An 11,353-nucleotide genomic window follows, 5' to 3' on the forward strand; every position below is an offset into this window, starting at 1 on the left:
TTAAATCACTGTTTGGCCAGGTGCTGATAGCACTTGTCATGGGAATTGCAGTAGGTGTGCTGTTCCCGAAATTCGGAGAAAGCCTGAAGCCTCTGGGCGACGGTTTTATCAAGCTGGTCAAGATGATCATCCCGATGATCGTGTTTTGTGTCGTGGTGCATGGCATCTACGGCGCGGGCGAACTGAAGAAGGTGGGCCGGGTCGGTTTGAAGGCGCTGATCTACTTTGAAGTGGTGACCACGGTGGCCCTGGTGCTGGGGCTGCTGCTGGCTTTCGTGTTCCATCCTGGCGTCGGCATGAACATCAATCCCGATACGCTGGATGCGAATGCGTTGTCCAGTTATGTGGAAACCGCGAACAAGGTCAGAGGCAGCAGTTTCGCCGACTTTGTGATGAAAATCATCCCGAATACAGTGGTCAGCGCGTTTACTTCCGGCGATGTGCTGCAAGTGCTGCTGTTCTCGATTATTTTCGGTTCGGCCTTGTCGCTGATCGGTGAAAAGGCGGCGCCTATCGTCAGCGTCGTGCACAGCATGTCGGAAGCATTTTTCAAATGCATGTCTTTCATCATCCGGCTGGCGCCGCTGGGCGTGTTCGGCGCAATTGCTTTCACGGTCGGCAAATATGGCGTCGGCTCGCTGCAACAGCTGAGTTTCCTGGTGCTGCTGTATTTCTTTGCGGTGGTGATGTTTGTCTTCGCGATACTGGGCACCATCTTGCGGCTCGCGGGGTTCAGCATCTTCAAGCTGATCAAATACCTGCGCGCCGAACTGCTGGTGGTGCTGGCGACCGCCTCATCGGACAGCGTCTTGCCGCAGATCATGCGCAAGCTGGAATACCTGGGCATCAAGGATTCCACTGTCGGCCTGGTGATCCCGACCGGCTATTCTTTCAACCTGGACGCCTTCTCGATCTACCTGACCCTGGCCGCCGTGTTTATTGCGCAAGCCACCAACACGCCGCTGGCGATGACCGATTTGCTGGCCATCCTGGCGGTTGCCCTGATCACTTCCAAAGGCGCGCATGGCGTGCCGGGTTCGGCGATCGTGATTCTGGCCGCCACCTTGTCCGCCATCCCGGCGATCCCGGTAGTCGGGCTGGTGCTGGTGCTGTCGGTCGACTGGTTCATGGGCATCGCCCGCGCACTTGGCAATTTGCTGGGCAACTGCGTGGCGACCGTGGTGGTGGCGGTGTGGGAAAAGGATATCGACAAGGTGCGTGCCCATGCGGTTTTGAACGGCGCCCGTCCGGCCGCGCTGGAGGACGAGTTTAAGGAGCAGGAAAACCTGGAAATGGCGGCCGACAGCCGCTCGCTGTAAGCACACAAGCTGTACGCCCGACGCTGCGGGCGTCGGGCGCGGCACATTCTTATTTTTGAAGGCATCTCATTTGCAAGTACAATTTTGATCTTTAGAACATAGCACCAAGGAAATCGAGAACATGAGCCTGTCTTCCAGCCCATCCGGCGCCGACAGTTCCGACGATATTGCGGCCGATATCACGACTGCAATTGCCGAGCAGCGCCTGCCGCCCGGCACCAAATTGCGGGAAGAAGCCCTGGCACGCCTGTATTCCGTGAGCCGCACCAAGATCCGGGCGGCGCTGGTGATGCTGGCAAAAGACAAGTTGATCGATCTGGTGCCCGACAAAGGCGCGTTCGTCAGCCGGCCGACCGAAGAGGAGGCGCGCCAGATATTCTTCGTGCGGCGGGTGCTGGAAGCTGCGCTGGTGCGCGAATTCGTGGCCAAGGCCAGCGCTGCAGACTATGTCGTGCTGGAACAGCATCTGCAGCAGGAGCGCGAGGCGCTGTCCAAGGAAAATCCGCAAATCCGCTCCAGGCTGCTGAGCGATTTTCATATTCTGCTGGCGCGTACCGTCGGCAATCAGGTCTTGACCGATGTCTTGACCAAACTGGCCGGCCGCAGCTCGCTGATCACCATGTTGTACCAGTCCACCAGAGACGCCGCATGTTCATCGGACGAGCATGTCGAATTCCTGCAGGCGGCCAAGGCGGGCGATACGGAAAAGGCGGTCGAGCTGATGCTGCATCATTTGCATCACGTCGAGTCGGCCTTGCAATTCGAAATACCGCCGCCCGGCGCCAAGAAAGATTTCGTCAAGGCGCTGCTGGCCTAGCGTAGAGACTTACATCTGTTTGAACAAATGGATGAAGCTGCGGCTCACTTCCAGCTTTTCCGTATGTCCCTTGACCAGCACCTGATGGCGGCCGCGCAGGTCGCGGGTGATGCCGTCGATGGCGTTGACATTGACCAGGGTCGCGCGGTGAATCTGCCAGAACAGGTCGGGATCGAGCTCTTCCGCCAGATCGCGCACCGGTTTGCGGATCAGCGCTTCGTAGCCGGCGGTCTGTACGCTGGTGTATTTTTCATCGGAACGGAAAAACAGAATCTCTTGCACCGGAATCAGCCGCAGCTGCTGGCCGATGCTGGCCTGTATCCATTGCAGATAGGCTGGCTTGGTGGCGATCCCCATTTGCTTGGCAAGCTGGGTCAGCATCGAGCTCATATCGGTCGGGGTCGAGCTTAGCCTGGCCTTGAGACGGGTAACGGTCAGCCGCAGGCGTTCGGCTTCGGCCGGTTTCAGGATGTAATCGACGGCGCCGCGTTCGAAAGCCTCGATCGCATATTCATCGTAAGCGGTGATGAAGACGATGTGGCTTTTGCCGCCGATTTCCTGCGCCGCCTGCAACCCGGTTTTACCCGGCATGCGGATATCGAGAAAGGTGAAATCGGGTTGCAGCTGATCGACCAGTTCGATCGCTTCATCGCCGTTTTTCGCTTCGCCCAGAATCTCCAGTTCCGGCCAGGCCTGGCTCAGGCGCAGGCGGATCTGGTCGCGCATCAGGCGTTCGTCGTCGGCAATGATAGCGGTAGGCATAGGCGGATTTTAATAAAAAATTTAGCGTTTTTTAACTGAGCCGGAGCCCATGATGCTGGAGTGCACCTGGGGGTCGCCGTTATACGTGACGTCGCCGGAACCCGCAGTCGAGACGTTCAATTTCTTGCTGGCATAAACATGTGCATCGCCGCTGCCGACTATCGACACGCTGGTGTTTTCAGCCATCAGGCCGAAACCGTCGTAATCGCCGCTGCCGGCAATCGATACCCGCAGATCGCGGGTCTTGCCTTTGACCTTGATATCGCCGGCGCCGGCGATAGAGGCGGCGACCGTCGGCGTATTCAATTCACCGTTGACGCTGCCTGAGCCGGAGATGGAAATCTTGATGCTGTCTTTCGAACTCAATTTGCCGACCAGCTTGAGATCGCCGGAGCCGAAGACGCTCAAGCCATTCACCTCAGGCGCGGTCAGGTAAACATTGATATCGTGATGGCTGCTGAAAAATGAATTGCCCTTCAAGTGGACTTTCAATACTGAACCGCTGGTCTCCAGTTCAACCCGCGAAGCGATGTTGGCCTCGGCTTCGATCACCGCCGGTTTGGCCGGCCCCTGAGTCAGATATACGTTCACCGTATCCATGACTTCCACTTGCTGGAAATCGCCTACCGGGCGCTCGACTTTGACGACGTCGGCAGCCGCGCTGGAGCCGCAACTGATCAGAGGGATCATGGTTGCAGCAGCCAGCGTGAGGACAAAAGCAAGGCGTGAGATCGATTTCATATGCATGTTTCCTGTTACTCGTTGCTTCTATGGCTTGGTCTTGCCGGCGCCGACTACCTGATACGGCACTTCAATGGTTGAACATACGCCGCTCGGACTGTTGGGAGCAATCTCCAACTGCGCTGCGGCGCCGTGCAACAGTTTGAGGCGATCGCGGATACTTTGCAATCCCAGTCCGGTGCCATTGCTGGGGAAGGCGCCGAAGCCGAGGCCGTCGTCCGTCACGCTGACACGCAGCTTATTGTCGGCCACTTCCGCCTTGATACGCAAAGTGCCGCCGTCCGCTTTGGGTTCCAGGCCGTGCTTGATGGCGTTTTCCACCAGCGATTGCAGCATCATCGGCGGGAACGCCGCGCTGCGCAAGCCGTCGGATACTTGCAGATCGACGATCAAACGCTCTTCCATGCGCATCTTCAACAGATCCAGATAAGCCCGCACAATGTCGACTTCCCGTCCCAGCGTAGTGACCGTCGCGGTTTCCCGCATTTGCGGCAATACCGCACGCAAGTATTGGATCAGGCGCTTCTGCATGGCCGAGGCGCGCGGCGGATCGGTTTCGATCAGGTACTCGACCGAAGCCAGGGTGTTGAACAGAAAATGCGGCTCAACCTGGGCCTGGATCATCTGCATCTTGGCTTCCGATACTTCGCGCTGCAGGTTGGCGTGCTCGGCAGCGGCATTGGCCGCCTGGGCCCGCGCTTCGGCGCGCTTCTTGCCGCCCATCAAAGCCTTGGTGCCGAACAAGCCGATCAACAGCAGCAGCACGAAATTCACAAACCATTCAGAAGATTTTTTCTGGTAGCGGGCCACCTGTTGTTCCGCTTTTTCGGCCGCTGCTTCATGGATGGCGGCAACCGCATCGTTGATCGCCTGATTCACATCCTGGGCAGCATCCGGCGGCAAGCTCAGGTTCAGGCTGGCGGCGTTGGGGGATGGCTCGGCCGGCGCTGCCGGCGGAGGCGGCGGTGCGGGAGGTGCAGGAGACGCCGTAGCCGCACCGGCGGCTTCTGCTTCCGCCTTGGGGGGCGTTGGTGTTGCCGCTGCCGGTACGCTGGCGGCGTCATCGCCATCGTAGGTATAGGTGCCGGTTTTTATATGGACGCCGGTGTCGTCAATCCGGATATTGGTATTGCCCTTGGCGGGCTTGCTGGACTTTGTGGACTTGCCGTTGTGCCTGCTGACTTTTTCGATGACCAGTTCTTCCGAAGAAAACAGGGTCTCTTGCAAAATCCCAGCGGCGGCCAGCACCAACGCTGCAAACAACAGGAACTTCCACCACGAGAGCTGCGTAACCCAGCTTGCTACTTTGTCGAAACCGCGCGACAGATAGACTGTAGCAATCGATGCATTTTTCTTGAATGTGGTGAACGAATCGGAATTCATAGAGTGGGTATAGGGTGAAAATCAGTTTGCGCGGTAACTCAGCAAAGTTGTCGTCATTCTAAACGGAACGGACGCAGCAGTCTGATCGTTTTTCCATAAGGCATCAAAGAGCGCTGAGCGCCGGCGAGCCGGGCATTTCGTTTTTCTTATGTGCTACTTTTTTCATGGACTGGGTGTGCTGTTGACGCGCAAAAACCGCTTTTTCTTCCGGCGTCATGCGCTTGCCGATAATCACGATGGGCGGCATCAGCAGCGGGATTTCTTCGGCCTGCGCGGCGGCTTTCCTGGCGGGTGTTGCGGCCATGGCCGGGCTGACAGTCATATTCAAGCTCAAGGCCGCTAACAGCGTGGCGGCGGCCAATAATCTGGATGCGGGTTTCATTTGCAATCTCCTGGTTTGGAACTGCGGCGGAACGACGGTTAAGTACCAGCTTAGATGACGGCCTTCTTGCCGTTGGCTTGCGCCAGGACTGACTTTTGTTCACGGTTCAGACGTTTGCCGACGATGGTGATGGTTGGCAGGCTGTCTTCCTGTTGTGCCAGAGCCAGTTTTTCCTGTGGGCTCAGGCGCTTGCCGACGATCGTCACGGTTTGCATGATTTCCGGGTGGCTAGGGCGTTTGCCGATAATCGTGATGGTTGGCAGTGTCGAGATTTCTGTTTGCTGAGGTGCTGCTTGGGCTGGGGCGATGCCGCCAGCCAGAGTTGCGATGGACAGGATGGCGATCAGTGCTTGGCGTGCTGTGTTCATTTTTTATGCTCCTTTAGGTGGCTGACTTATGTCGCTGACGTTGTTGCATGTCGTCACTTTAGGGAGGGGCAGGGCAAGTCGCCAGCTGCTTGCGACAATCTGCAGAAATGGCGGAACAGAATACAAAAAAACGCGACTGGAATGCAGCGGATTTGCTCTGCTCTTGAGGGAATAGCGGGGATGGAGCGCGGAATTGGCGAGTTTCCAGCCAGCTTGGATCGCGATGCTTGTTGCTTTTATGGAAAGTAATCTGCACGCAAGGCGGCGAATAAATCATTTCTCTTATGCAAATTCATTCTATGCACATGCAAAAAAGTTCGTTCTTTTTATAACAAACCGGTGAGATTATCTTCGTTCTTTAGCTGTATTTGTAATAAGAGGACGATATATGAGCGCCGCCGTGCTTACCGATCAAGGCTCAATTAACAAGCTCGCCAAGCCATTCCGCGTGATGCCCGGGTTTCGCCTGTCGCTAGGATTTACCCTGTTTTACCTGGCCTTGATTGTGCTGATCCCGCTGTCGGCGGTGTTTCTCAAGACCTTCGCCCTGAGCTGGAACGGCTTCATTGCCGCCGTCACCTCGCCCCGGGTGATGGCTTCCTATCGCCTGACCTTCGGCACTTCCTTGCTGGCGGCGATGCTCAATGCATTGTTCGGCGGCATCGTGGCTTGGGTGCTGGTGCGCTACAAGTTTCCCGGTAAGAAGCTGATCGACGCCCTGGTCGATCTGCCATTCGCGCTGCCGACGGCAGTGGCCGGCATCGCCTTGACCGCGCTGTATTCCAGCAATGGCTGGATCGGCCAATATCTGGAGCCGCTGGGCATCAAGGTGGCTTTTACGCCGCTAGGTATATTAGTAGCGCTGACTTTCATCGGCTTGCCGTTCGTGGTGCGCACCGTGCAGCCGGTGCTGGAAGACGCCGAGAAAGAGCTGGAAGAAGCCGCCGCCAGTCTCGGCGCCAATCACTGGCAGACTTTTACCAGGGTGATTTTCCCCACCGTATTTCCGGCATTATTGACCGGTTTTGCGTTGTCCTTTGCGCGCGCCACCGGCGAATACGGCTCCGTCATCTTCATCGCCGGCAATATGCCCATGGTGTCGGAAATCACGCCCTTGTTCATCATTACCAAGCTGGAGCAATACGACTATGCCGGCGCCACCGCGATTGCAGTGGTGATGCTGACGGTGTCGTTCCTGCTGCTGTTGGCGATCAACGTATTGCAAGCCTGGACCCGCAAGCGCGGCCAGTCGGTCAAAGTTTAGGAGTCTGACGTGAGCGCTACCGCCAGTGGTTTTGATAACCCCGTTGATTCACCCGTCAATCAGGCTGCCGCCGCCTCGCCTGCCGCCAAGCCGCAGGCAAGGGGCGAGCCGATCCACGTGCCCAACGCCACGCTGGAGCCTTTGTGGGTGCGTGCACTGTTAATGACAGTGGCGTTATTGTTCCTCACCTTGTTTCTGGTAGTGCCGCTGCTATCGGTATTTGCCGAAGCGTTCAAGAAGGGCTGGGAAGCCTATCTGGCAGCCATCATCGAGCCGGACGCCATCAGCGCCATCAAGCTGACCCTGCTGACTGCCGCTATCGCGGTGCCGCTCAACCTGGTGTTCGGCATCGCCGCTTCATGGACCGTCGCCAAGTTCGAGTTCCGCGGCAAAAACCTCTTGCTGACCTTGATCGATCTGCCGTTCTCGGTCTCGCCGGTGATTTCCGGCCTGATTTATGTGCTGCTGTTCGGCGCCCAAGGCTGGTTCGGCCCGTGGCTGCGCGAGCACGATATCAAGATCCTGTTTGCCGTGCCAGGCATCGTGCTGGCGACGGTGTTCGTCACCTTTCCCTTTGTTGCACGAGAACTGATTCCCTTGATGCAGGCGCAGGGCAGCGAAGAAGAAGAGGCGGCCCTGGTGCTGGGCGCATCCGGCTGGAAGACTTTCCGCCACGTCACCTTGCCGAATATCAAATGGGGTTTGCTGTATGGCGTGATCTTGTGCAATGCGCGCGCCATGGGCGAGTTTGGCGCGGTGTCGGTAGTGTCCGGCCATATTCGCGGCGAAACCAACACCATCCCCTTGCAGGTCGAGATTCTGTACAACGAATACAACTTCCAGGCAGCGTTTGCGGTGGCCTCGCTGCTGGCGTTTCTGGCGCTGCTGACCTTGGCGCTGAAATCGTTCATCGAATGGCGTTTGCGTGCTTCGGTATTGCCGCACAACACAGTGCATCACTTGCATACATCCAGACAGGAGCAGGCATGAGCATCCAGGTAAGAAACATCAACAAACGCTTCGGCGAGTTTGTCGCACTGAATAATGTCTCGCTGGAATTTCCTGCCGGCGAATTGACCGCGCTGCTGGGGCCTTCCGGTTGCGGCAAGACCACTTTGCTGCGCATCATCGCCGGCCTTGAAGCACAGGATAGCGGCCAGGTCTTGCTGGAAGGCGAAGACGCTTCGTCGCGCCACGTGCGCGAGCGCCAGGTCGGCTTTGTATTCCAGCACTACGCCTTGTTCAAGCACATGACGGTGTTTGAAAACATCGCCTTCGGCCTGCGCGTCAAGCCACGCGCCCAACGTCCCAACGAAAGCGCAATCCGTGAAAAAGTCACCAGCCTGCTGGAACTGGTGCAACTGGATTGGCTGGCCGACCGTTATCCGCCGCAATTGTCCGGCGGCCAGCGTCAACGGATTGCACTGGCGCGTGCACTGGCAGTGGAGCCACGCGTACTGCTGCTGGATGAACCGTTCGGCGCGCTCGACGCCAAGGTGCGCAAGGAGCTGCGGCGCTGGTTGCGGCGTTTGCATGACGAGTTGCACGTCACCAGTATTTTCGTGACCCACGATCAGGAAGAAGCGCTGGAAGTGGCGGACCAGATCGTCGTGATGAACAAGGGCAATGTCGAACAGATCGGCGCGCCGCAGCAAGTCTATGAACACCCGGCATCGCCATTCGTCTACGGTTTTCTTGGCAACGTCAATCTGTTTCACGGCCGCCTGCATGAAGGCGTACTGGATGCCGGCGGCGCCGTTTTCGATGCACCCGAGCACGCCGCCGCGCAAGACGCGCAAGGCATCGGTTATGTGCGGCCGCACGATCTGGAGATCGACCGCTACACCGCCGGCGCCGAAGGCATCGTGGTGCAGCTGCGGCGCACCCACGCCATCGGGCCGCTGGCGCAGCTGGAACTGGAGCGCAGCGATGGCGCTGATGGTTCCAATGGCGCCGATGGCGGCTTGATCGAAGCGGTGATTTCCAGCGAGCGCTTCAAACAACTCAATTTAAAAGGCGGCGAAACGCTGGTGGTGCGTCCGCGTCGCCTGCAAGTGTTCGTCGCTCAACAGACAACTCGGTAAGGCAAGGAGAAAAATATGAATTTCCAACAATTACGCTCGATCCGCGAAGCAGCCCGTTGCGGTTTCAATCTGACCGAAGTAGCCAACGTTCTGTTTACCTCGCAGCCAGGCGTGAGCCGCCAGATTCGCGAACTGGAAGAAGAACTCGGCGTCGATATCTTTATCCGCAACGGCAAGCGCCTGATCGGCTTGACCGATCCCGGCAAAGGCATCTTGAAAATCGTCGAAAGGTTATTGCAGGAAGCAGAAAACCTGCGCCAGGCCAGCCAGGAATACTCGGGCGAAACCAGCGGCACCTTGACTGTCGCCGCCACCCACACCCAGGCGCGTTACGCCTTGCCGCGCGTGGTGCAAGGTTTCCGCGCCAGTTTCCCCGATGTCCGCATCGCCTTGCAGCAAAGCTCGCCGGAACATATCGCCGACTGGGTGATATCGGGCAAGGCCGATGTCGGCATCGCCACCGAGGGCCTGACCCAGTTCAAGGAACTGATTTCCTTCCCATGCTACGAATGGAGCCACGTGCTGGTGGTGCCGGAGCATCACCCCTTGCTGGAGATCAGCGGCCCGATCAGCCTGGCCGATTTGGCCGCCTATCCATTGATTACCTACGATGTCGGCTTCACCGGCCGTGGCCACATCGATGCCGCCTTCAGGACCGCCGGCATCACGCCCGATATCGTGTTGACGGCGATGGATTCGGACGTCATCCAGCAATATGTCTCGCTCGGCCTTGGCGTTGGCCTGGTGGCTTCGATGGCCACCGAGCACACGCGCCAGAACGGCTTGCGCTCGATTGAGGTGTCGCATTTGCTGGCCTCCAATGTGACCAGGCTGGCAGTGCGGCGCGGCGCTTACTTACGTTCCTATACCTACGATTTCATCTTGCAGTTTGCACCGCAGCTGAAGCGCGAGGACATCGTCGAAGCGCTGCAGGCAGAGCCGCACAGCGCGGGTAGCAGTGCGGTACACAAGGGTGATTTTGAACAGCGTTTCTTGAAAATCGCCTGAGCCGAAGCAGTCGAGCATGGCTTCTAAAGCCGGCTCAGCTGCGCCCCGGGTCACGGCCTTGTCATATTCCGGCACTACGATTTCGTCTGTCTCCTCCGATCTTCCCGGGATCGGATTTAGCCCGCTGCCGCAAGGCCAGCGGGCTTTTTCTTGCGCGCTTCTGTACCACTACCGAAAAAAGTCATTAAATCAATAACTTAGTGAGTTAGCAGGGGTGTTATCCACAGGGCTACTCACAATTTCTGTGGGTAACTCGCAGCGCATGCCAGCCGCTTGTACAAAATGCTTGTGCAAAACGCTTATGCAAAAATTACCGGCAAACTAGCGATCACAGGATAATGAGCCCGCGCCATCAACCGGCGTCGCGATATCACCCCGTCTACCCAACCCCCGCTTCCGAACATGCTCATGCACAGTACATCCCCCGCAGAAGAACCGCCCGGCCGGCCGCACCCTCCGGCGACAATCTCCGAAGACAAGGGAGTGCGCTTTCTTCACCTTGGCACCAAATGGGTGCAAGGCGCGATGCGTATCCGCACACCGGATGCGATCGAACTGGAATACGTGCAGCAGATGATGATGTGGACGCTGTTCGACCGGCAGCCGCAGCATATTGTGCAGCTCGGGCTGGGCAGCGCGGCGTTGACCAAATTCTGCTATCGCCAGTTTCCGCAGGCGCGGGTGACGGCGATCGAACTCAATCCCGCTGTCATCGCAATCTGCCGCGCCATGTTCGAACTGCCGCAGAACGACACAAGGCTCAATGTGCTCAACATGAATGCAATGGCATTTGTGACGGAGCGCGCCAACCACGGCAGCGTCGACGTGCTGCAAGTGGATCTGTACGACGCCGATGCGCGTGGGCCGGTATTGGACACGCCCGAGTTTTATCACGCTTGCGCGGCATGCCTGACGGCGGACGGCGTGATGACCGCCAACCTGTTCGGCGACTTTCCGAACTACGCCAAGAACCTGCATGCGATGGAACTGGCGTTTGATGCGGTGCTGTGCCTGCCTGAAGTGCATGACGCCAATATCATCGTGATCGCATTCAAACGCGCACCCCACCTGGATTTCAGCGCACTGTACGAACGTGCCGCAAGCATCCGGCGCAGCATGAACCTGCCGGCCAGGTCTTGGGTGACGGGCTTGAAGGCGGCGATGCGGGACTAGGGCCTGTTAACAATTGATTTGGGAGATGCGTTCCAACCAAAACGTGTGGTGG

12 protein-coding genes are annotated in these 11,353 nt (G+C 57.9%); 7 read left to right on the forward strand and 5 right to left on the reverse strand.

Annotated features, from left to right (window positions below):
* Positions 1 to 1,319: C4-dicarboxylate transporter DctA (locus KHU33_RS23875; RefSeq protein ID WP_211467635.1), on the forward strand; the 1,319-nt coding region annotated here is incomplete at its 5' end.
* 121 nt (positions 1,320 to 1,440) lie between these two features.
* Complete coding sequence (locus tag KHU33_RS23880) at positions 1,441 to 2,136, forward strand: GntR family transcriptional regulator (protein ID WP_211467637.1); 696 nt, start codon at positions 1,441 to 1,443, stop codon at positions 2,134 to 2,136.
* Between the two features lie 9 nt (positions 2,137 to 2,145).
* Here the strand turns inward: KHU33_RS23880 and KHU33_RS23885 are convergent, their stop codons facing one another.
* The 5 genes from KHU33_RS23885 to KHU33_RS23905 form a co-directional block, all read right to left on the reverse strand.
* Entirely contained in the window at positions 2,146 to 2,898 is a 753-nt protein-coding gene (locus tag KHU33_RS23885) for a LytR/AlgR family response regulator transcription factor (RefSeq protein ID WP_211467639.1), read from the reverse strand.
* A 21-nt stretch (positions 2,899 to 2,919) separates the two neighbouring features.
* Positions 2,920 to 3,639, reverse strand: a complete 720-nt coding sequence (locus tag KHU33_RS23890) for a head GIN domain-containing protein (protein ID WP_211467641.1) — start codon at positions 3,637 to 3,639, stop codon at positions 2,920 to 2,922.
* A gap of 27 nt (positions 3,640 to 3,666) precedes the next feature.
* Positions 3,667 to 5,022 carry a sensor histidine kinase gene (locus tag KHU33_RS23895; RefSeq protein WP_211467643.1) on the reverse strand — a complete coding sequence of 452 codons (1,356 nt, stop codon included), beginning with the start codon at positions 5,020 to 5,022 and terminating at the stop codon, positions 3,667 to 3,669.
* Positions 5,023 to 5,125: 103 nt separating this feature from the next.
* Positions 5,126 to 5,404, reverse strand: a complete 279-nt coding sequence (locus KHU33_RS23900; RefSeq protein WP_211467645.1) for a hypothetical protein — start codon at positions 5,402 to 5,404, stop codon at positions 5,126 to 5,128.
* A gap of 50 nt (positions 5,405 to 5,454) precedes the next feature.
* Complete coding sequence (locus tag KHU33_RS23905; protein WP_211467647.1) at positions 5,455 to 5,772, reverse strand: hypothetical protein; 318 nt, start codon at positions 5,770 to 5,772, stop codon at positions 5,455 to 5,457.
* A 388-nt stretch (positions 5,773 to 6,160) separates the two neighbouring features.
* On the opposite strand from KHU33_RS23905, the gene cysT reads away from it, so the two are divergent.
* The 5 genes from cysT (at position 6,161) to KHU33_RS23930 (ending at position 11,301) form a co-directional block, all read left to right on the forward strand.
* A complete protein-coding gene (cysT, locus tag KHU33_RS23910) occupies positions 6,161 to 7,036 on the forward strand; it encodes a sulfate ABC transporter permease subunit CysT (RefSeq protein ID WP_211467649.1) in 876 nt (291 codons plus the stop codon).
* Between the two features lie 162 nt (positions 7,037 to 7,198).
* Positions 7,199 to 8,026, forward strand: coding sequence for a sulfate ABC transporter permease subunit CysW (cysW, locus tag KHU33_RS23915; protein WP_230414524.1), 828 nt, complete (start codon positions 7,199 to 7,201; stop codon positions 8,024 to 8,026).
* Complete coding sequence (locus KHU33_RS23920) at positions 8,023 to 9,120, forward strand: sulfate/molybdate ABC transporter ATP-binding protein (RefSeq protein ID WP_211467651.1); 1,098 nt, start codon at positions 8,023 to 8,025, stop codon at positions 9,118 to 9,120. Before cysW ends, KHU33_RS23920 begins: the two co-directional genes overlap by 4 nt.
* 15 nt (positions 9,121 to 9,135) lie before the next feature.
* Positions 9,136 to 10,128: a CysB family HTH-type transcriptional regulator gene (locus KHU33_RS23925; RefSeq protein WP_211467653.1), complete on the forward strand. Its 993-nt coding sequence runs from the start codon at positions 9,136 to 9,138 to the stop codon at positions 10,126 to 10,128.
* A gap of 402 nt (positions 10,129 to 10,530) precedes the next feature.
* The gene (locus KHU33_RS23930; protein ID WP_211467655.1) at positions 10,531 to 11,301 is read left to right on the forward strand and encodes a spermine/spermidine synthase domain-containing protein; all 771 of its coding nucleotides are present in this window, start codon (positions 10,531 to 10,533) and stop codon (positions 11,299 to 11,301) included.
* Positions 11,302 to 11,353 lie beyond the last annotated feature (52 nt).

It is taken from the genome of Collimonas silvisoli, from assembly GCF_018305005.1.
Taxonomy (GTDB): Bacteria; Pseudomonadota; Gammaproteobacteria; order Burkholderiales; family Burkholderiaceae_D; genus Collimonas; species Collimonas silvisoli.

What these genes read in the sequence shown, in the direction of transcription:
- KHU33_RS23890 (WP_211467641.1), bottom strand. Translation starts at nt 3,639, where the DNA reads ATGAAATCGATCTCACGCCTTGCTTTTGTCCTCACGCTGGCTGCTGCA.
- KHU33_RS23885 (WP_211467639.1), bottom strand. Translation starts at nt 2,898, where the DNA reads ATGCCTACCGCTATCATTGCCGACGACGAACGCCTGATGCGCGACCAG.
- cysT (WP_211467649.1), top strand. Translation starts at nt 6,161, where the DNA reads ATGAGCGCCGCCGTGCTTACCGATCAAGGCTCAATTAACAAGCTCGCC.
- KHU33_RS23920 (WP_211467651.1), top strand. Translation starts at nt 8,023, where the DNA reads ATGAGCATCCAGGTAAGAAACATCAACAAACGCTTCGGCGAGTTTGTC.
- KHU33_RS23925 (WP_211467653.1), top strand. Translation starts at nt 9,136, where the DNA reads ATGAATTTCCAACAATTACGCTCGATCCGCGAAGCAGCCCGTTGCGGT.
- cysW (WP_230414524.1), top strand. Translation starts at nt 7,199, where the DNA reads ATGACAGTGGCGTTATTGTTCCTCACCTTGTTTCTGGTAGTGCCGCTG.
- KHU33_RS23880 (WP_211467637.1), top strand. Translation starts at nt 1,441, where the DNA reads ATGAGCCTGTCTTCCAGCCCATCCGGCGCCGACAGTTCCGACGATATT.
- KHU33_RS23930 (WP_211467655.1), top strand. Translation starts at nt 10,531, where the DNA reads ATGCTCATGCACAGTACATCCCCCGCAGAAGAACCGCCCGGCCGGCCG.
- KHU33_RS23905 (WP_211467647.1), bottom strand. Translation starts at nt 5,772, where the DNA reads ATGAACACAGCACGCCAAGCACTGATCGCCATCCTGTCCATCGCAACT.
- KHU33_RS23900 (WP_211467645.1), bottom strand. Translation starts at nt 5,404, where the DNA reads ATGAAACCCGCATCCAGATTATTGGCCGCCGCCACGCTGTTAGCGGCC.
- KHU33_RS23895 (WP_211467643.1), bottom strand. Translation starts at nt 5,022, where the DNA reads ATGAATTCCGATTCGTTCACCACATTCAAGAAAAATGCATCGATTGCT.